This is a genomic window from Dictyobacter formicarum (genome assembly GCF_016587435.1).
This window is the reverse complement of sequence record NZ_BNJJ01000033.1, coordinates 1-20,594: the sequence shown is the minus strand read 5'-3', so window position 1 is coordinate 20,594 and position 20,594 is coordinate 1. Positions and strand designations below refer to the sequence as shown.

The 20,594-nt window shown below is 55.2% G+C and carries 18 protein-coding genes; 6 read left to right on the top strand and 12 right to left on the bottom strand.

Going from position 1 to position 20,594, the window contains the following annotated elements:
* Positions 1–5 precede the first annotated feature (5 nt).
* The 3 genes from JMI88_RS35320 to JMI88_RS35310 all read right to left on the bottom strand — a co-directional run bounded on the left by JMI88_RS35320 (position 6) and on the right by JMI88_RS35310 (position 3,873).
* A complete protein-coding gene (locus JMI88_RS35320) occupies positions 6–803 on the bottom strand; it encodes an alpha/beta fold hydrolase (RefSeq protein WP_201366798.1) in 798 nt (265 codons plus the stop codon).
* A 341-nt stretch (positions 804–1,144) separates the two neighbouring features.
* On the bottom strand, positions 1,145–2,497 hold the full coding sequence (locus tag JMI88_RS35315) for a dipeptidase (RefSeq protein ID WP_201366735.1): 1,353 nt from the start codon (positions 2,495–2,497) through the stop codon (positions 1,145–1,147).
* A gap of 497 nt (positions 2,498–2,994) precedes the next feature.
* Positions 2,995–3,873 (bottom strand): tetratricopeptide repeat protein, encoded by an 879-nt coding sequence (locus tag JMI88_RS35310; RefSeq protein ID WP_201366734.1) that lies wholly within the window; start codon positions 3,871–3,873, stop codon positions 2,995–2,997.
* Positions 3,874–4,092: 219 nt separating this feature from the next.
* On the opposite strand from JMI88_RS35310, the gene JMI88_RS35305 reads away from it, so the two are divergent.
* Positions 4,093–4,719 (top strand): TetR/AcrR family transcriptional regulator, encoded by a 627-nt coding sequence (locus JMI88_RS35305; protein ID WP_201366733.1) that lies wholly within the window; start codon positions 4,093–4,095, stop codon positions 4,717–4,719.
* 80 nt (positions 4,720–4,799) lie between these two features.
* Here JMI88_RS35305 and pckA read toward each other — a convergent pair whose 3' ends face one another.
* On the bottom strand, positions 4,800–6,383 hold the full coding sequence (gene pckA, locus JMI88_RS35300; RefSeq protein WP_201366732.1) for a phosphoenolpyruvate carboxykinase (ATP): 1,584 nt from the start codon (positions 6,381–6,383) through the stop codon (positions 4,800–4,802).
* A 797-nt stretch (positions 6,384–7,180) separates the two neighbouring features.
* Positions 7,181–8,536, bottom strand: a complete 1,356-nt coding sequence (gene murD, locus JMI88_RS35295; protein ID WP_201366731.1) for a UDP-N-acetylmuramoyl-L-alanine--D-glutamate ligase — start codon at positions 8,534–8,536, stop codon at positions 7,181–7,183.
* Between the two features lie 417 nt (positions 8,537–8,953).
* Between murD and JMI88_RS35290 the strand changes: the two genes are divergently transcribed.
* On the top strand, positions 8,954–11,704 hold the full coding sequence (locus tag JMI88_RS35290; protein ID WP_201366730.1) for a PAS domain-containing protein: 2,751 nt from the start codon (positions 8,954–8,956) through the stop codon (positions 11,702–11,704).
* Positions 11,705–11,710: 6 nt separating this feature from the next.
* Entirely contained in the window at positions 11,711–12,469 is a 759-nt protein-coding gene (locus JMI88_RS35285) for a response regulator (RefSeq protein ID WP_201366729.1), read from the top strand.
* Positions 12,470–12,584: 115 nt separating this feature from the next.
* On the opposite strand, the gene JMI88_RS35280 is transcribed toward JMI88_RS35285, so the two are convergent.
* The 3 genes from JMI88_RS35280 to JMI88_RS40325 form a co-directional block, all read right to left on the bottom strand.
* On the bottom strand, positions 12,585–13,121 hold the full coding sequence (locus JMI88_RS35280) for a DUF1349 domain-containing protein (RefSeq protein ID WP_201366728.1): 537 nt from the start codon (positions 13,119–13,121) through the stop codon (positions 12,585–12,587).
* 220 nt (positions 13,122–13,341) lie between these two features.
* Positions 13,342–14,391, bottom strand: a complete 1,050-nt coding sequence (locus JMI88_RS35275) for a M42 family metallopeptidase (protein WP_201366727.1) — start codon at positions 14,389–14,391, stop codon at positions 13,342–13,344.
* Between the two features lie 391 nt (positions 14,392–14,782).
* Positions 14,783–14,911, bottom strand: coding sequence for a hypothetical protein (locus JMI88_RS40325; RefSeq protein WP_268906055.1), 129 nt, complete (start codon positions 14,909–14,911; stop codon positions 14,783–14,785).
* Positions 14,912–15,039: 128 nt separating this feature from the next.
* On the opposite strand from JMI88_RS40325, the gene JMI88_RS35270 reads away from it, so the two are divergent.
* Positions 15,040–16,254 carry an MFS transporter gene (locus JMI88_RS35270; protein ID WP_201366726.1) on the top strand — a complete coding sequence of 405 codons (1,215 nt, stop codon included), beginning with the start codon at positions 15,040–15,042 and terminating at the stop codon, positions 16,252–16,254.
* Positions 16,255–16,320: 66 nt separating this feature from the next.
* Here JMI88_RS35270 and JMI88_RS35265 read toward each other — a convergent pair whose 3' ends face one another.
* Positions 16,321–16,602, bottom strand: coding sequence for an antibiotic biosynthesis monooxygenase family protein (locus JMI88_RS35265; RefSeq protein WP_201366725.1), 282 nt, complete (start codon positions 16,600–16,602; stop codon positions 16,321–16,323).
* Between the two features lie 135 nt (positions 16,603–16,737).
* Between JMI88_RS35265 and JMI88_RS35260 the strand changes: the two genes are divergently transcribed.
* Positions 16,738–17,256: a PadR family transcriptional regulator gene (locus tag JMI88_RS35260; RefSeq protein ID WP_201366724.1), complete on the top strand. Its 519-nt coding sequence runs from the start codon at positions 16,738–16,740 to the stop codon at positions 17,254–17,256.
* A 110-nt stretch (positions 17,257–17,366) separates the two neighbouring features.
* The gene (locus JMI88_RS35255) at positions 17,367–18,452 is read left to right on the top strand and encodes a DUF4037 domain-containing protein (RefSeq protein WP_201366723.1); all 1,086 of its coding nucleotides are present in this window, start codon (positions 17,367–17,369) and stop codon (positions 18,450–18,452) included.
* Positions 18,453–18,588: 136 nt separating this feature from the next.
* Here JMI88_RS35255 and JMI88_RS35250 read toward each other — a convergent pair whose 3' ends face one another.
* The 3 genes from JMI88_RS35250 to iscB form a co-directional block, all read right to left on the bottom strand.
* Positions 18,589–18,927, bottom strand: coding sequence for a YqfO family protein (locus JMI88_RS35250; protein WP_201366722.1), 339 nt, complete (start codon positions 18,925–18,927; stop codon positions 18,589–18,591).
* Positions 18,928–19,012: 85 nt separating this feature from the next.
* Positions 19,013–19,777: a class I SAM-dependent methyltransferase gene (locus JMI88_RS35245; protein ID WP_201366721.1), complete on the bottom strand. Its 765-nt coding sequence runs from the start codon at positions 19,775–19,777 to the stop codon at positions 19,013–19,015.
* 30 nt (positions 19,778–19,807) lie between these two features.
* Positions 19,808–20,594 (bottom strand): RNA-guided endonuclease IscB (iscB, locus tag JMI88_RS35240; RefSeq protein ID WP_201366720.1); only part of this gene is annotated, 787 nt, incomplete at its 5' end.

Genomic DNA, 20,594 nt, shown 5'->3' with positions numbered 1-20,594 from the left:
GAATATTAACCAATGAAGAATTCTTTGAGCGCGGGGACGAGGATTTCGTCTGCCGGGCCATGGTCCTGACCAGCGAGGGTGCGGCGCTGCGCGTGGGGGAGGATACTGGCAATCCCTTGCGCCCCGCTGTGCATACACGTGGGGCTAGCGCCACCGTCCATGACAAGCGTGGGAACCGTGACGGACGCCCACTTGTTGAGTGACGACGGGGCGCCGCTCATGGTGTTGCCCATGATGGTACCGTCGTATGCGATTGTGGGGGCCACGCTCTCTAAACCCGGCCACATAGGCGACTGTCGCATCTGGGCCACCATTTCGGCAGGTACGCCCACGGCCGCCGTCATGAAGTATTCGACCGCCTCGCCCCGGCGGCCTGAGGAGGTCAGTTCAATGAGGTGCGGCACGTAATCCTCAGGGATCGGAGGCCGGCTGTCGTCGATGATAAAGGGCGGCTCATATACCGCCAGCTTCTTAATTTTACCGGAGGGCAGCAGGCGCGCGGCCTCCAGAGCCAGCACGGCTCCAGAGGAGTGACCAAAGACGAACGCTGATCCACCGGCTTCATTGATGATGGCCTCAATATCTTCGACCTCGCGCTCGACGGCGTAAGGCGCTGTATCCCCGCTATCACCTCGGCCACGCCGATCGTAAGCGAACACTGTAAAATCAGGTGCCAGGGCCGCGGCCACCGATGCCGCGGCCAGGCGAGTAGCGGTTGCGCCAGTCACCAGGATAAGCGCCGGCCCCTGGCCCGACCGATCAAACACAATGGAAGTCCCATCTTTAGAAATGACTTTGCTCATGGCATTTTCGCTCCTGTGGACCATATGCTGTTTTTCTATTGCAGATAGCAACAGTGTACCACCCCAGCCACAAAAAAACTTCTTCCATCTTGCTCTTCACAGGTTATTGTCTTAATGGATGATGATTCCGGACATCATATCTCATTGGAAACGTTTTCACGCTTCGATACATAAATCGGGTGCAAGAATCGATTCTATGGAACGGAATCGCTTGTCAAAGGCAAAATCGGCCGCAAGGGCCGATTTCTCCTCCACGCACGAAAACGCTCCCGTAGGTTCGGGCCTCGCGCCGGACGGGTTTGCCCGTGTATGGCGCACATCGTAATTATGGTCGCAAAGGTTTAATCCTGCTTTCGTTCGGTGGCCAGCTCGGCAAGGAAGCAGGCTTCGGCCAGCGCTGCGCGTTCAAGCTCTACGGGGTCAACACTCTCGTTGGGAGCATGGATGTTGGCGCTGGCGTCCTCTGCACCCCAGAGGATAATTTCGGCCTGCGGGAACGTACTGGCAAAGGCGTTGATGAGGGGAATCGAGCCACCACTGCCAACCTCCGAAGCCTCTTTGCCGTAAGCGGCCTGCAAGGCACGATAGGCGGCGATATAGGCCGGTCCATCGGTCGCGGCGGCATGGCCTTCACCGGACTCTTGCTCCGAAAATGCGAGCTGCACGTTCCAGGGGGCGACCGCTTTGAGATGTTCGGTCAGCAGTTCCAGGGACTCTTTGCCACTACGTCCAGGCGGCACGCGAACACTGATGCGGGCGCGGGCCACATCGATCAGCGCGTTGCGCGATCCCTGAACCGCCGGCGCATCCAGTCCAACCACATTGATCGAGTAGCTGGAACAGACGCGGGTAGCAATCGAGCCGCTACCGATCAGGTCTACACCGGGCAGGACACCGGCCAGGTAACGAAACTCTTCTTCGGTAACATCGATGCCGTTCCAGGGCTGGCCCTGCATACCATTGACAGCGACATTTCCTTCCGCATCGTGCAAGGTAGCGATCATGCGGATCAGCGCCACCAGGGCATCGGGGGTCGGACCACCAAACGCTCCGCTATGAACCGGTCCCTGCAGGGTACGCACCTCTACCACCTGCGAGGCAAATCCTCGCAGTGTGGTGGTCAGCAATGGTTCGCCCACGCGGTTGTTGCCAGCGTCAGCCACCACCACCACATCGGCCCGAAACAGGTCCTTATGGTCAGGCAGATAGGATCCCAGGCTGTTGCCAAACTCCTCCTCGCCCTCGATCAGGATCTTCAATCCAACGGGCGGCCGACCGGCGAAGCTACGCAGCGCCGCCACGTGGAGCGCGATGCCTGACTTATCATCCGCCGCGCCGCGCCCATAGAGGCGACCATCCTGGCGTGGCGTCAACTCAAACGGGGGCGTCTCCCACTCATCAACCTCCCCGGCAGGCTGGACATCATAGTGGGAATAGAGCAGCACGGTTGGCATTCCAGCGGGGCCAGGAATCTCGCCATAGACCGCTGGATAGCCGCTCGGCATCTCTAGCAGGCGCACATCCTGAAAACCAGCGCGCTGCAAAATATCGCTGGTCGTACGAGCGGCCTCCAACACCGGCTCACGCGGAAAACCTTCGGCAGCCACAGATGGGATGCGTACAAGTTGCGCCAGGTCATCTATAACTGCGGGCATAACCTCGTGGACAGCCTGGCGAAGCTCATCATAAGACATTATTACTCTCTGCCTTTCCACTATTTAATAGCTACATTGCCATGCATTGATATTATCTATATAGCTGTCGTTATAGCAGACCAGTTGTGCTAAAGTCAATGGATAAAGAGGTTTTATGGTAATGCCCCTGTGGTTATGGCTTTCGAGTTTGAACATCCTCTCCCATAGGAAAGGGGGCAAAATCGGGCGCAAGGCCCAATATATTTCATTTATGCAAATGGGAGACAAACGCACCAAGAAAAACGAATTCGTAGGTTCGGGCCTTGCGCCCGATTGGCCGCTCGTGGCGTGACACGGTGCCCAAAAGGAACCTTCACTTTTGGACACCGCGTGGGGCAACGTGATGGTAAAAGCGGAGCCACGTCGTAGGGATACAGGGCCGCCACGCTGCGGCGGGCGGCAATCGAGGGCAAGCCTCGAACCTATGGGGGTGTCGCTTTTCTTGTTGCTTTCTCTTCTTATTGTCGTCTAAATGACCTGAAAGGGCGTCTGCACGCTCAGGACTCCTCTTGCCGGGCGGCCAGCCTATCTTTAATGTCAGGCATAGAGGACACAAGCATGGGATATTCCATTTCTGAGGCGAGGGCGGACGCTTGCTGCGTGTGGAATTGCGCGTTGGCCTGGTCCCCTTTCGCCTGGTAGATGTCTCTGAGCAGAAGGTGATCCAGGGGCTGGTAAGGTTTAAAGCGGGCTTCTTCGCGCAGCTTGAGGGCCTGCAAAGCGAGACTGAGCGCTTGATCCAGGTCTCCTTTCATCAGGGCATGGATAGCAAAATGGCGCGCGGGCTCGGTCTTTTCAAAGGGATGATTATATTGATCGGCTAACTGACGGGCTCGGCTATAATATTCCTCAGCTCGCTCAAATTGCTGCCAGCGCTCGTAGATGACGCCGATTTGAAAGTATGATTCGCTGATCCCTCGGGTGTCATGCAGGGCCTCGCGCAGTTCCAGGGCTTGCTGCTGGTAGGCCAGGGCCTCATCGTACTTTCCGCTTTGAGGGTCGTCCAGCACTGCGCCACTCACTACAGCAGTAAAGTAGTGAGCCTGGCCAAGCAAACTCAAGGCATCAGCAATATCCTGTTGCGACCGGGACGCTTCAGCAACCTGCCTGGCATTCAGTATAGTTGAAAAGAGGAGATCAACGTTGCCGCCGCCGCGCGTCAGCAAGTGATCGACAATAAGAACCTGTCCATACAGGAGCAGTAACTTGAGGCGCTGCTGAGGCTGCACATCGTCCACTTCTAACAAGTGTAGAGATGTACGAAGCAGGTGTTGGGCATCACCTGATTTCCCACAGAAAAAGTATTCTCTCCCTATTTCATAGAGTGCATCAATTGCAGTGGTATAGTATTGATGCATAGGTGCTAATGACTGCATATGTAGCTCCTTTTAAATACTGCAAAAACAAGGCTTTCATGGATAATCGTCTGGCAGTTGCCTGACATTGCAACTGTCGCCTATAATGCTAAGGTCCAGGCATCTAGCAATCAATGCTCAAGAAGGCGTTTTTGTTGAGTATTGAACATAAGAGCGAATTTGTTGAGAAATTGGACGCGATTCTGGCAAAGCTTGAGGAAAGGAAGGAAGAAAAGGACGGTGACAACCCAGAAAAGGAGCGAAGATCGGCGTATCCAGCGCACGCGCCAGGGACTACAGCAAGCGTTCAAGGAAATCGTGCAGGAAAAGGGTCCGGCCGCGAGGGGCATTGGGAGCATTGAAAAGGGCTTTCTGGCAATGAGCATCCAGGATATCACTGAGCGGGCCAATGTCAATCGAGGGACCTTCTACCTCCATTTTGCCGATAAATATATGCTGGTGGATACGATTATCCGTGAGCAGTTTCACCAGACATTGGTAAGCGCGCTTCCACCCTCACCTCAATGGGATCGGCGAACGTTGCAGTTGCTCGTTCAGGCGGTGCTGGACAGCTTTGAAGAAAAATATCGCCATCAGCATCACTCGTCGTTCGTGCTGGCTCCGCTGCTTGAACGGGCCATGCATGAGGAACTAACAGAACTACTCCTGACGTGGCTCAGGCAGAAAAAGGACACAAAGACACAAGGGTCCGTGCCGCTGGAAGCAACCGCCCGCATCGTCAGCTGGGCAATATTTGGAGCCGCCATCCAGTGGAGTCAGGAGGAAGAAACAATACTGTCAAAAGAACAGATGGCGCAGGCGATCTTGCGGGTAATTATGGAAGGAACGGCTGGCCATGGCATCTGATATTTGCTGACGAAGCAGCCTCATCATAAGGGATGGTAGACAGCTTCGTCAGCAAACACACAGCGAAAAAGAGAATTCGCTTAGCGTGGGCCCGCCTGCCGAATGTCATCACCAGGAACAACAAACTGCTCAAAATTCTTTCTGAAGAGTTCCGCTAGTTTGTGGGCCTGCTGATCATAGGCAGAGGGATCATACCAGGTATCACGTGGCGAGAGCACTGAACTGGGCACATCGGGACAGAAGGTTGGGACCTGGAAGCCAAAGACAGGATCGCTCACCATCTCAGCCTTGTCGATCTCACCGCTGATAGCTGCCCGTACCATGGCACGTGTATAGTTGATATTGATGCGCGAGCCGATGCCATAGGGGCCGCCGGTCCAGCCGGTATTGATCAGGTAGCAGCGTACATTATGCTTCTCGATGCGCTCACGCAGCAGGTTGGCATATTCTCCTGGGCGACGAGGCAGGAAGGCCGCGCCAAAGCACGAGCTAAACGTCGCCTGCGGAGTCGTCACACCGGATTCTGTACCCGCCAGCTTGCTGGTGTAGCCCGACAGGAAGTAATACATGGCCTGCTCGGTTGTCAGTTTCGAGATCGGAGGCAACACGCCAAAGGAGTCAGCCGAAAGGAAGATCACGGCGTTTGGATGGCCTGCCATCCCGGAGGAAACTACATTGTCGATAAAATCGATCGGGTAGGCCACACGTGTATTCTCTGTCAGCGAGCTATCGGTGTAATCGGGGACGCGCGTCTTCTCGTTCAGCACCACGTTCTCATACACAGAGCCGAAACGGGCCGCATTCCAGATCTGGGGCTCATACTTCTGCGACAGGTTGATGCATTTAGCATAGCAGCCGCCCTCGAAGTTAAAGACGCCATTCTCGCCCCAACCATGCTCGTCGTCACCCACTAAGAGGCGGCTGGTATCAGCCGACAGGCTGGTCTTTCCGGTACCAGAAAGGCCAAAGAACAGCGCTACATCACCGTCAGCGCCCACATTGGCCGAACAGTGCATAGGTAGCACACCTTGAGCGGGAAGGATGAAATTCAAGACAGTGAAGATAGACTTCTTCATCTCGCCAGCATACTGGGTCCCTGCAATGAGAACCAGGCGCTCTTTAAAATCTATGATAATAGCAGCATCCGAACGGGTTCCGTGGGCGCGAGGATTGGTTCGGAAATTAGGGACGCATAGGATGGTAAAACCAGGGCGATCAGTGGTCAGGTCGTTTTCGGAAGCACGTAAGAACAATTGACGAGCGAACAGATTATGCCAGGCCAGTTCGGTAATAACTTGAATTGGCATACGATATTCCGGATCCGCTCCAGCTGCCGCATCCAAAACGTATACGTCACGACCCTGTAAATAATCAGCCAGACTTCTCCGTACAATTTCAAACGTTTCCGGTGTCATCTGGTGATTGTTCTCACCCCACCAGATCCGTGCTGTTGACTCTTCATTTGAGACAATAAACTTATCTTTCGGCGAACGTCCAGTATGTGCGCCGGTCGTAGCACTAAAGGCTCCATTGGCCGCCAACAAACCTTCTTGCCGTGTCAATGCATGCTCGATCAGTACAGCAGGGGACAGATTCCAGTTGATGGTGCCAAGGTTGACCAACCCATACTCTTCAAGGGCCTTCCTGCTCATCATCATCGTCATAACACACTCTCCTCTGGGGTTTTCTATGAAATCGCGCTGCCCTCAACTTTAATGGTGTAAAGTTCTTTCGGTGAACTTTATTCAACGCGTCAACCCCGAACAACCGTTAGTTTAACAAACCTGCGCCATATGTGCAACCCACTACATAAAACACACTAGTGATATGTAACTTTCGAATATATGGAATATCCGATTCAGTCACTCATTCTTTAGAAGACCTGAGAAGTTTTTTCTGTAGTTATTCTGCATAATAATTGTTCTATTATATTTCTTTGTGGCCTATATTGTACCATTCTTTGTCACCACACGGCATCACGTGAATGACTGAAAGGGGAGGCGATGAGAAACGCTGCTCCCACACCTTCTAACAAGATGCGAGACAGGTTTCACACGTCCTATTTTTTATGCATCTTTCATAACAAGACCCAAAAAATGTACAACATTGTATGGTATTATGGCAAATATGTTCGGGCCTCGCGCCCAATAAATAAGCGAAAAGAAACACGAAACCCATAGGTTCGGGCGGCAAGCTGGGGCAAGCCCAGCACCTACGAACGCCTTTCTTGTTGCGTTTGGCTCTTCGATGTTCTCATAAATGAAATGTATTGAGCCTCGCGCCTGCTTTCCCTTCCATGCACGAGAATCTTGCATCCACTCAACCATAATCGTGCCTTCATATGAAATATGTCATATTTATTTACACGACAATTACTGTGTTATTAACATAGCTGGTAGCGTTAACCCATCACATCCAGGAGCATAGTAAACTATGCTCCTGGAGAGTTTGTGGACGGACTTTAGAGGGCGCGCACATAGGCGACGAATTTATCGCCGCGGTCGAATTCATTGAGGAACATACCAAAGCTGGTGAAGCCGGGCGAGAAGAGGAGGACATCCCCGGGCCGGGCGAGCTGGACGGCGGCGGCGAGCGCCTGCTGGTAATCAGTGAAGATTCCGCGCACCGGATCGCTGGCACCCTGATTGTGTACCTCTTGCTGGATAGCTGGCAGCAGTTCGGTGGTGCCGCTGCCTGCCAGTAAGATGACGTCGCGGCAGCGCTGGACAATGCGCTCGGGCCATTGTTCAAGAGGCAGGTGCTTGGTGTTGCCACCAGCCACCAGGACGATTGGAGCGTCAAAGGCCTCCAGTGCTACCTGTCCTGCCACTGGCGAGGTGCTGGCACTGTCGTTAATGTAGCGCACGCCATTCAGCTCGCGTACCTCTTCCAGACGATAGGGCACGCCATGGAAGCGTCGCACCGCCTCAGCGATCACGTCATCAGAGACACCGAGCAGGCGGGCGGCTGTGGTGGCCAGCAAAATATTCTCCAGATTGTGGCGACCGGCCATGGGCGTCTCGGTAAAACGAAATGGCTCGACCTGCGCTGTATGGCGGGCGAAGCTTCCACCCTTTTCCAGGCTGGTAAACCAGGTCTGGCCCGGTGCCTCCTCACCAAAGCGGCGCGTCCAGGGATTATCATAGTTAAAAATAGCCAGGTCGTCCGGCTTCTGATGGCGAAAAATATTGGCTTTGGCCTCCGCATAATCTTCCATACCCGTATAGGTATTAAGATGATCGGGATAAATATTGGTCATCACAGCAACTGCTGGACTGATTTTGTGCGGGGCCAGGCCTTCCAGTTGCCAGCTCGACAGCTCCAGCACCACCAGCGTCTCGGGCGTAATCTGCGGCAGCAGTGACAATGTCTCCACGCCAGCGACGTTGCCACCGATCAAAGTAGGGGCGCCACTGGCCCGCAGGATCTCATAGATCAGGCTGGCAGTTGTGGTCTTACCGCGCGTTCCTGTGATGCCGATTACACGACCCGGACAGGCCAGCAGGAAGAGCGCGATCTCCATCTCGATGCGTGCCCCGTGCTCCTGAGCCAGGCGGATATAGGGAGAAGTCCAGGGCACACCTGGATTACGAATGACGATCTCCGCCCACCGAAAATCCTCGTCCCGATGTTCACCCAGGATAAACTCGATTGGCAGACCAGCCAGGGCCTGGACGCTAGGAGCCAGCACCTCTGGTGACTTCATATCGGTCACACGCACAATTGCCCCCTGCTGGGCCGCATAGCGCGCCGACGCCATCCCCGAGCCCTGGAGTCCCAGTCCCATAACCAGAACTCGTTTCCCACGTAAATCCATAATAGAGACCTCAATTCCACAGATTTTATCTCACAGATGCTGTTGAATGCTTTTTCCAGCATGATAGCAGAATTCATTTGTGGATACAAACAGGTGAGGTTGGTTGGACCACTTTTGGCGCTATTAGATAACCACTTGCTAGCTATGGTACGCTCAACTTTACCTATAAACACAGAGACAGCCATTCAAAAACGATGTATAATAATTCTAGACCTTAAAAACGGTGAACATGATTTTGAGACAAAATTTTTTTATAATATATAGAGTACTCTACCATTTATAGCCAGCTACAAAAGCAATAGAAAAGGCGGAAGTCACAGTTTCTAGCCCTTCTATCTCCACGTAGCGCTACCAGCATACATCACTGTCTTAAAGCTACTGCAAATGGTACCACGCCAGGTATCTAGAAATAGAATAATGATGCATTCTGGACACGGAGAACAACTCGAATATATTCTGAACACCATGTCGGTAGGGGTCGCCCTGCTGGATAGTAGTGATTTCTGCATCCACTATGTTAATCCATATCTGCAATCGTTGCTGGCCGCCCTCTGGCAGCCACAGGATGTTGTTGGCCGTAGCATCGCCGAGCTATTGCCCACCACGGTCCATGCCGCGCTACTTCCCCTGCTCCGGCAGGCAGCAAGCACCGGAAAACGGATAGAACTGGCGGAAGTGCCATTTGAAGGTTTTCTAGAGATTCGCGGCCGCACGTACTGGCGCATCACCATCGAAAGCCGCACGACAGCCAGCCCGCCAGAACAGTTGCTGATTACCCTGGAAGATATCACAGATGCGGTACGAGCCAGGCTGCATATCCAGGCGGTCCACGCGATCTCGTCCGCCCTGTCGGGTCCAGGCTCGCTCCCTCTGGTGCTGGAACGCATTTTGAACGTGCTGCAGGAAACATTTGGCTCAAAACGCTGCGCCATCATTTTGCGCGATAATTCTGTGCCAGCCATCGAGCCGCGCCTGGCCGATCTGGAGGAGAGCATACCCGAGCAGAATGGTGTGCTCCAAAGCGCCCGCGTGGTCGCACATCTGGGCCTGCACGCGATTTCGCAAAACTGGCAGGCAGAGATAGATGATAAGATCCTGCTGGCAACGGTGGCGCGCGAGCATCGCACACGCATTATCACCGATACCAATACGACGCCTCAGTATATCTTTCCCTATCTGAATCACCAGGGAGAGCCCCATCGTCCCGGCTCGGTGCTATGTGTCCCGATCTTTGAGCCTCATGCCGATGATCCGCTGGCCCCCGGGCAAAGCGAAAACGCGGGGAGCGTCGTCTTTGGCACCATCGAAGTCTATCACCTGCGCGCCCGTGGTTTTCCCGCTGAAGAGGTGGCGCTGCTCGAACAATTCGCCCAGCAGGCGGCCCTGGCCATCCAGAATGCGCGCGTCTTCCGCCGCATCGATCGACTGGCCCGCACCGCCAGCCGCAACGTGCGCCAGAAAGATAACATCATGCAGGCCATGCCTGATGGAGTGATCATCTTTGATCCACGCTGGCGCATCGCCGATGTCAATCAGGCGGCGCGCGACCTTATGGGGTGGAAAGAGAATGTGATCGGGCAGAGTCTGCAGGAGGCCTTTGGCCGCAGCCGCGCCATCTGGCAGCAGGTTCCCTGGCGGCCTGAGCATATAATCGAAGAGTTGGAGCAGCGCGCCCTGACGGGCACAAATGACGAGATCAAGCTAACCGGCGCCAACGGCGTCGCGTATACCCTCCAGGTTTCCTATACGCCAATCCGCGATGAGCTCGGCGATATCTTCGCCTTTATTGTGATCTATCATGATGTAACCGAGCAGGTCGCCGATCGCGAGCGCATCGAGGCCGAGGTTATCGCCCGCACCACCGAGCTGAAGCAGCGCAACCAGGCCCTGCAAGAAGCGCAGGAGGCCCAGGCCATTACCAGCGCCCGCATGGCGGTCCTGCTCGAACGTCTGCCAAGCGGGGTAATCCTGGTCTCGGCCGAAAACAAGCACATCTCGGTCATCAACCGCCAGGCCGTTGAGCTATTACAGCGCCTGGGAGCGCCACTGCCGCCAGCCAGTAATCTCGATGAAGCCCTGCTGCGCACCATTGATCAAGATTGCGCGCAGCTCTTGCAGGCGCTCCCCATGCTGGGTCCCGCCGGCTCCGTAATCCCTTATGAGGAGCAGCCACTCGCGATCGCCCTGATGCAGGGAAGGAGCAGCGAAGCCGAGCTTCATATGCAGACCAGCGATGGGCAGGCCCTCTACCTGCTGGTAAAGGCCGCCCCCCTGCGAGCGCTGGATGGAAGCATCGAAAGCGCCATTCTCGTGCTGCAGGACATCAGTCGCATCAAGCTGCTGGAGCGCGCGCGTGAGGACTTCTTTACGACGATGGCACACGAGCTGAAGACGCCCCTGGCAAATATTCGCGCCCATTTGAGCGCTCTGCTGGCCCCGGACCTGCATTGGACCGCCGAGGCGCAGTATGATTATCTGCAGACAGCCGATCAGCAGGTCGATCGCCTGGTTGGCATGATCAACCACTTCCTGGATGCCTCGCGCATTGAGGCGGGCGCCCTGCGACTGGCACGTGAGCCCATCCTGCTGGCCGAGCTCATTGAGGACGTGCAGGAACGCCTGGAGGCCCTGATCAACTCGGCCAGCTGCGGCTTGCAGATCCAGATGCCCGAGCAGCTTCCTGCCGTCTATGGCGATTACGAGCTGATCCTGAGCGTGCTCACCAATCTGCTCAGCAATGCTTTCCGCTATGCGCCCGAAGGCGACGCCGTTCAGTTGCTGGTCGAACCAATCCCGGAGGAGCAAAAACAAGGGCCGCAATGCGTCAAGATCAGCGTGATTGACCACGGACCCGGCATCAGCCAGGAGCAGCAGAGTGCCCTCTTTACGCGTTTTAGTACCTTTGCGGCCTTGAGTCGCCCTTCGATTGATCGGCCGGGCCAGCCAGAGATCGCGCGCCGCCAGAAGGCGACACGCTGGAGCCCGGCTACCGGCCTTGGCCTCTATATCAGTCGTGGTATTATTGAAGCACATGGTAGTCAACTTGAGGTAATCAGTAGCCCGGGATTTGGTGCGACGTTTGCCTTCACGCTACCTGTCTTTAGGGGAAAGCGCAGGCCCGTGCGCGCCGCTACGCCACCCAATACCGCACTCACCGAGGGGGAGTAAGAGAGCATGTCAACAACAGAGAAAAAGGTACGCATCCTTTGCGTTGAAGATGATCCACAGATGCGCACATTCTTGCTTGCTCAACTCAAGGCCCGTAGCTATCACTGCCAGACGGTTCGCGATGGAGCGCAAGCGATTGATATGGCAGCTATCTTCCAACCACAGCTGGTCTTGCTGGATCTTTCCCTACCTTCACTGGATGGGCTGAGCTTCCTGCGCCGCTTCCGCGAGTGGAGTCCGGCGCCGGTAATTGTGCTCTCAGCCCATGACGAGGAGCCGGTGAAGATCAAGGCCCTCGACCTGGGAGCCGATGATTATCTAACCAAGCCGTTCAGCATCAACGAGCTGCTGGCCCGCGTTCGCGTCGCGCTCAGGCGGGCCGAAGAGACCGAGCGGCTACGCAATAATGTCAACACCAAAGAGGGTCAGCGCCCACTCTACCGCTGCGGAGGCGATAACGGCCTGGTCGTCGACTTCGCCCACCGCCATGTCAGTTCAGGCGGCAACGAGGTCCACCTCACCCCAACTGAATACGACCTGCTCTGCGAGCTCACACGCAACGCCGGCAAGGTCCTGACGCACCGTGAACTCCTGCAGCGCGTCTGGGGACCCGACTACAGCGGCGAAAATACGTACCTGCGCACATTTATGCGCCACCTGCGACGCAAACTGGAGCCGGATCCTTCGCAGCCGCGCTTCCTGCACAACGAGTTGGGCGTCGGTTACTACGTGCCCCCACCCGATGCCGAAAAGAGCCTGACATAACACTTTTACTGAAGAATCAATCGCCGCCCGTACTGCCTACAGGTCAACTATCCATCAAGTTGGATATATTAGACATATACAGATAGTGCAAAACGGGCGATCAGGATGGCTAGAATTAGAGGCTCTGGATACGAAATTGCTCGAATTTGCTGGAGAAACCAGAACCCTGGGGAGCAGCGCACATCAGGCCAACCTCCAGAGTCTCGGTTGGAGTAAAATAAGCCTGGCGCAAGAGCTGGTAGCTGTGCCCATCGAGCGCGTAGGAGATTTCGATAGTTGGCCCCCGGCGCAGCAAGCGTAGCCAGAATGAAGGCGGGCTATTTTCCAGGCGCACAATCGACCAATCAGAATAGTCGCGCGTCACCACCGCGCTGGCATACTGAAAGCCATCCACAAACTCGATGCCGCACTTGATCCAATGAGAGGCATCCAGGCGCACCATCAAGCCTGCCTGATCGTAGAGCGCGCGGTATTCGCCGCTAATCCTCACATCAGCCTGAAAATCGCCTGTCTGTTGTTGATAATAGAAATGTCCATTATCATTGACCGCGCCATTATGCGTGACGCGCCAGAAATCCGTACCGGGACCCGACTGTATCATCACCACATCTCCGCGATCCGACCAGCGGGGAGGCTCATTATACCAGTCCATTAGTCTGCTTCCCTCCTCAATTATTGATGCATGAAACTTATGCCCTAAGTATAGTGGAGATGATTGATTTCGACAACCGCAAGGGGCGCACCTACTGTCGAAGAAAAGGCTTACCTTACCTGTGGTGGCTAGCGCGTGTCTATGAGTCTTTACAGAAGGAGCACATGACACCCCTCTCACTCTTCCTATAAAAATGAGAGGGGTGATGAGTTCTATGCCTCTAGAGCGAATAGTCGCCGTTGTGGGCATCTTCCAGATAACGGGCCAGCAAGGTAATACTCGCTTCCAGATCGGCCTGGTGGATCATTTCGTTGACCGTATGGACGTAGCGGGTAGGGGTCGAGAGCGTGATCGTGGGTGAGCCTTCGCGTGTTCGCTGCATCGCTCCCGCATCTGTCCCGCCCCGTGGCAGCACCTCAAGCTGATAGGGAATGTTGTGCCGCTTCGCCACATCGCGGAAGTGCCGCACGAGCTTATGGTTGGAGATATGCGACGAGTCGAAGATTTTGATGGCGGTGCCCTCGCCCAGTCGTGTGACCGCATCCTGATCAGCGCCACCAGGGATGTCCCCCGCCAGAGTAATATCCAGCGCTACGCTCACATCCGGTTGAACCTGATAAGCGGCAGTGGCTGCGCCACGCAGGCCCACCTCTTCCTGGACCGTGGCGACGGCGAAAATAGTCACCTCATGGTTCCGCAGAGCGCGCAAGGCTTCGAGCATCACAAAGAGGCTGGCGCGGTCATCCAGTGACTTGCTGACGACCATATCGCCAACGACTTCCAGCGTGCGATCCATCGTGATCATATCGCCCACTTCTACTTTTGCGCGCACCTGTTCGTTTGGCAAGCCGAGATCAATAAAGAGATCATCGAGTTTCGCCCCCACGGGTTTCTCATCGCCTAACAGGTGAATAGGCTTGCTCGATGGCATCAGGACTCCCCGTAAGGTCTGGCCTGCAAAGCCGTGGACCAAGACACGCTGGGCAAAGAGCACGCGGGCATCAAAACCACCCACTGGCTGAATACGGATGAATCCCTGGTTGTCAATATGCTTGACGATGAAGCCAATTTCATCCATATGTGCAGCCAGCATGACACGACGCTCACTTTTGCCTCGCTTCAAGGCGATGATGTTGCCCAGGCGATCAACGCTGACCTCGTCGGTAAGTGTGCGCAGTTCTTCCAGGACCAGGGCGCGCACCAGGTCTTCACGTCCTGAAATACCAGGTGTTTCCGCGATTTTTTTCAGCAATTCAATATTGAGTGTCATTCTTCATCTCCTCTTACTTTTTAACTCGATGTATCTCTGTGCAGGACACAGGCGTGGTATATGGCTCTTCAAAGTCATACTCCTCTTCCACAGGTTTACACTACCAGCGAACGTTTGTCCAGCCCATATGCAAGCAAGGCTGGCATGATCTTGCCTGCATAGCCTGCACTATTAAATGAAATGCATTGGTTCTTGACAGCTCATCAATCAGCTGGTAAAGTGTCGTTCAGATAAAAGAATATGTAATGCAATAGAAGAAAGAATATCCGTTGGAAATTTTCGAGGCTATGATCAACGCAACCGCCTGGCCCGCATAAGCGATCACGCCGAGCTTATGCGGGAGGAAACAGGCCGCCAATCCACTACTACTCACCTGTCTGACATTGGTATGTCAGGCCGTTTTCTGTGGCTTCCATCCTCTCTCCCTATCTGTACGTCGTGCATCGCCAGGCATCTCGCGCTCATGAGATGACCCTGCGCTGCGGATCAATCCTTCGCTGCGCCGCATTTCCCAATTCACGCGCGTATGCCTCCTCAACCCCCACCAAAGTAGATGTATGGCCGTGTGGCCTCAATAGAGTCCGTGCATCCACCCCTTGATGCTTGCCTCACCCATGGATGCGGATTTCTCCGAAAGTGAAGGATGACATGATATTTCGTTCTCGAAGAGACAATAAGCAACATTTGCGCCTGGCCCGGCTGGCGGTGGCTACATTCTTCTTTTTGAATGGCGTGATGACGGCCTCCCTGTCAGCGCGCCTTCCAGGTATCCAAATGCAGCTGGTTCTACCGGCGGGCCAGCTGGGGCTCGCTTTACTGGGCTGTACCGTGGGTGGACTGCTGGCAATGAATCTAGCTGGCCGCAGCGCCCGGCGCATTGGCAGCAGCGTCATCACTACTACGGCCGCGCTTGGCATGGCCGGCTCGCTTCCGCTGATGGCGTCCGCGCCCACCCTGCCGCTGCTGGTGCTGGCGCTGATCTTATTTGGCGCTGGCAGCGGTGCCATGGATGTCACCATGAATATCCAGGGCGTAGATGTCGAGCGAGCATATGGACGCCCCATCATGAATTCGTTCCACGCTTGCTTTAGCGTGGGAAGCCTGGTCGGAGCGGTGCTCGGCAGTATGCTGGCGGCTGTGCATGTGAGTCCTGAAGCGCATTTTCTGGCCATCGCGCTTGTGGCTGGGATCGGTATCGCATGGAGCTCGCGTTTCCTCTTACCCGCGATGCCAGAACAGGTGACACAGAAGGCGCTCTCGCTGCATCTTTCGCCCACACTGGTGCGGCTGGGAGTAATCGCTTTCTGCGTCCTGCTCAGCGTGGGAGCGCTGTTCGATTGGAGCGCCGTCTACCTGGCTGGGACGCTCCATGCGGATGCTGGTATGGCAGCCGCCGGCTTCGCGACGTTTCTCGTCTGTATGGCTATGGGGCGAGCGGCTGGCGATGCACTGACAACGCGCTTTGGGGCTGTCGCACTGATGCGAAGCGCCTGCCTGCTCGCGGCCAGCGGGCTGGCACTTGCCTTGCTGTTTGCCTGGACACCAGTGGCATTTATTGGCCTGGGACTGGTAGGTATCGGCCTGTCAGTGCCGTTGCCTCTGGTATTGAGCGCGGCCGGGCGGCTTTCCGAACAAAATACGGGAGCTACGCTCACAGCGGTCACCACGTGGGGCTATGCTGGCATGATTGCCGGCCCGCCAGTCATTGGCTTCGTCGCCGATCGCAGCGGGCTACGTCTCGCGCTAACACTGGTAGTGGTCCTCTGCATGCTGGCCGCACTCTGCGCCCCCGCAGTGCAGACATCCACAAATCAAGAAGACGCTATCGATGAATCAGAAGCAGAACAGGTCAAAGTTAACTAGCCGGCCCAGGAGGAATCGAGCAGGCGTATCATTAGCTTGCCTGCTCGGCCCTCTCAGCACAGACAATTAGCTGAGAACTTTGGCGTTGTAATAGGAAACCTGGCCCGGCGCGGCAGACTGACCACCACCGTGGTGCTGCTTGAACAGATCGTTGTTCGTATACTCTTCCAGCGCCTCCTTGGACTCCCAGCGCGACACTGCCAGAACGGTGTTGTCATCGGCAACCCATAGCTCCATGCCCAAAAAACCCTTGAACTGCTTCATACCAGGTATGGCATGCTCGAAGCCCTTCATCATGGCTTCCTGGCGCTCTGCGGGAACGGTAACTTTATTGACAGCAATAAACATTGAGATACTCCTTCGCTTTTAATCATGGGCGATTAGTCGGATACGACTATCTAACCTGGGTCAGGATACAATCTTTGACCAGTATAGTCAAGTTCGACTATACTATACATACAAAAAACGATGGGAAAAAGCAAGATGGATGAAAGAAGTCTGCTCCTGCTCGGGCTGCTGAAATCCCAGAGCCAGCATGGTTATCAAATCAACGAATTCATCGAAAAAAATTTAAGTCGCGTCATCAATATGAAGCGCTCGACAGCCTATACGCTGCTCGACCGGCTGTGTGAGCAAGGCTATGTTGAACAACGGATGGAACAGGAGGGCCATCGGCCGGTCAGGAAGGTGTATACCCTGACTCCATCGGGCGAGCAGAAGTTCAGCGAGCTCCTGCGCCAGATTCTAGAGCAGGCCGATCCGATGACCTCGCCATTTGAGGTCGGGCTGATGTTTCTGGACCATATCAGCCATGAAGAATTGCTGGCGGCCCTGCAGCTGCACTTGCAACGCACCAGCCAGCAGATTGTGATCTACGAGGCAACGCCCTCGCATGGCTTTGGCAAGGGCGTCGATATCGCCATGCGCCATCGTCTGGCCCTATTGAAGGCCGAGCAGAGCTGGCTGCAGCAAACGCTCAAGCAGTTGCAACAGGACAATTGAGCGCCGCCATCGTCAGCAGCCTTTTTCAGCCAAAAACAACATGCCATACTAAATAGCCGCTCTTTTCCTTCATCTTTGATATACTGCCTCACCTGTAGAAAGGAAGAATCATGCCCGTTTTTGTGTCCGGTCTTGAGCTGAGTCGCCGTTTTTTCCAGGAGGTGGCGCGCCCCTTACTCATCAATGCTTTTCCAGAGCTGCGTTACGCTGCCGCGCTGATCGGGCCCGGCAGCGAGGTGCTTGGCTTCGATAACGAGGTATCGGTCGATCACGATTGGGGGCCACGTCTATTCATCTTCCTGCGCGAAGAAGATGCAGAGCAAGGAGATGCGATTGCCGATCTGCTGAGCCAGCAACTACCCGAAACATTCGCTGATTTTCCTGTCTCGTTCCCCCAATCCGTCGCACCTGGACTCCGTATTATGAGCAGGCCGCTCACTGGTCCGGTGAAGCATCGCGTCATTCCGATTACGCTGCGCAACTTTGTGCGCGTCCAGCTCGGCTACGATCTGGCCCAACCAGTGGAGGCGGCCGACTGGCTCACCTTCCCCTCGCATGCACTGGGCGAACTGGTGAAGGGAGAGGTCTACCAGGACGAGGTGGGCGAGCTCACAGCGCTGCGATCACGTTTTGCATGGTATCCGCATGACATCTGGCTGTACCTGCTAGCCGCTGGCTGGCAGCGCATCGGTCAGGAAGAGCATCTCATGCCGCGCGCCGGCAGCGTCGGCGATGAACTCGGTTCGGCGCTCATCGGCTCGCGTCTCGTGCGCGATATTATGAATCTATGCTTTCTACTGGAGAAGCAGTATGCCCCTTACCCAAAATGGTTTGGCACGGCCTTTGGTCGTCTGCGCAGCGCGCAAGAGCTAGCACCGCTCCTCTGGCGTGCCCAGCAGGCCAGCAGCTGGAAGGAGCGATCAGAAGCCCTCGCCCGGGCCTATGAGGCGCTGGCCCGTCTACAGAACGCGCTACAGATGTGCCCAACCCTGCCGGCAAACGCCACGTACTTTTATGAGCGCCCCTTCCCCGTCATCCACGGCGAGATATTCGCCCAGGCGCTTCTTGAACAGATCACAGACCCGGCGGTCAAGCATATCGCAACACAGCGGCTAATCGGGAACATCAACCAATGGAGCGACAACACCGACATGGAAGGCATAGCGCGCGAAAAGCGCAGACAGCTCTACACGTAGAGGAAAACCTTTTCAGAAACGCTAAACGGTTGTATTCACGAAGGTCATACGCCCCTTACATTGCTTGAGGGCGCTCTCGCTGGCTATCCTGTTTCTGCTGTTTTCCAGGCCCCTCCTGAGTAGTTACAAAATCCATTTAGCTCTCAAAAAGATGATTCGCTAAAGGGATCACGTTGATGAGCGGTTCCTCGTACGGATGTACTTGACGAATAGCCTGAAGCGCATCTGAGACGTAGCGCCGCTCACAGCGAACCTCTACTTTACACTCGGCACCTTCCGCTATCTCACCAATGCGGCCTTCAAATGGAGAGGAACCCTCCAGTGGCCGCCAGTATCCACGCACATTGGTGACCGAGAGGCAATGATCGTAGTTGCCTACTTTTCCAGCATGAGCCTGATGCAATGCATCGCGCAGGCGCTCTATATAGGGCTCAGGAATGTACACCTCTATTTTGACTTCGCGGAATGTTTCCATCGCTCAACTCCTTTCCCTTTCTACGCGCTTGTCTACCCTGATTTTTGCTAAAGCTTTCCTCAATACGTAATTAATGACTGGTGTGTCAGGCACGCCTCTGACAGACATAGATCATGGCGGGCGAAGTGGCGGTCAGAGGATCTTGCTGCCAGTTGCCGTAACACGCACGGATCTGAAACCCATTATAAAAGAGCAAGGCTTCCATCTCCTGGGGAAAGACATAGCGCAGGGCTACGCGCAGCGTCTTCTCTTTTTGCCGGCCTCCTGGCTGAAGGAACGTGAGCTGACGCGTGTAGTGCTGAATCTGCGTCATGGGATCGTAGTGTTGCTGCTCAGTAACCACGAGGTGCCCTCCATCAGGGGTCTCGTACTTATCTCCTCCTGGATGGCGAACTTCCAGAAGATTACGTGGAGAGGGATTGCGTGTTTCAAAGAGAAAACATCCCTCTGGCAGCAAATGTTCCCGGACACGAGCCAGCATCGCTTCCTGGTCCTCACGCGTCAGAAAGAATTGAAAGGCATTTTCCAGCATGTAAATAAAAGAAAACTGCTTCTGCAGATGGAACGTGCGCGCATCAGCCACCACCCAGTCAATAGAGGCATCTTGCTGCTCCGCCTTCTGGCGCGCTCGCGCAATCATTTGTGGAGTGATATCTACCCCCGTCACCTGATAGCCAAGCGCCGCCATGCGCAGGGCCATACGTCCCGTTCCACACGCCAGATCCAACAGAGGCCCACCAAGCTTGCGCGCCCACTGCTCGGTCAATGGATAATCGTCATAATAGCCATTGTCTTGCAAATCATAGATCTGCGCATCTCGAAAATCTTCGAGATTATCGTGGTCAATCATAGTCGTTGTGGCGTGGAGCTCCGTCTGCCTTCAGGCAACGGGAGGAAACGCCGACGCTCCCTTCGTGTACGCATAGCCATCGCTTCGGTGAAGCATCTGGCAGTGACGATAGGAAATGCCTTGCACGGTTCCGGTCTGCGTTCTAATGTCGAATGATCCACTCGCCCGAACCGCGACCCGTCCTGTATAGGTACCTCTCTTTTTGCCTGTGGGGACAATGGCTTTAACCATATCCCCCGTCTGGAACCCCTTCACCTTCTTGCTTCCTTTGGCACCAGTGCGCGGAAACCCATATCTGTCCGGTAAACACATGTGACGGTTCCCGTGCCCGGTTGCTTTGATCACCAGCGGTAACACCCCTGCTATCAGCAGTCGTTCAGGCGTCGACGTTCCCACACAGGCAGCATCCAGCCAGTGCGTCTTCGGAAGCCCCTGGCTTGTCCTATTGAATTTGGTTAAGCCTCCGCTGCCACATTCCACTGGCAAACCAGTTTGCTGTAATTGCTCAAAGAGCGCCCAACGTGTCGCATTGACGGCCGCCGCGTCCTTGAGTGGCACTTTGGCTTGAGCCAGGATCCGTTGTAACACCTCTGGTTTCTTCGTGAGGAACACGGCAATATCCTGGGTCCCTTTGGCGATGTTGCACTTCTCGCAGGCAAGACACAAGTTGCTTATGCGATCGGTGCCACCGTTGGCGCGAGGGTGAATGTGCTCAATCTGCAGAGGGACATCTTGTGCTCCACAGTAGGCACACTGACGGCTCCACTTCTCGAGCAGGTATTCGCGCGCTTCATACCCCTGCAGGGTTCCTTGCTGA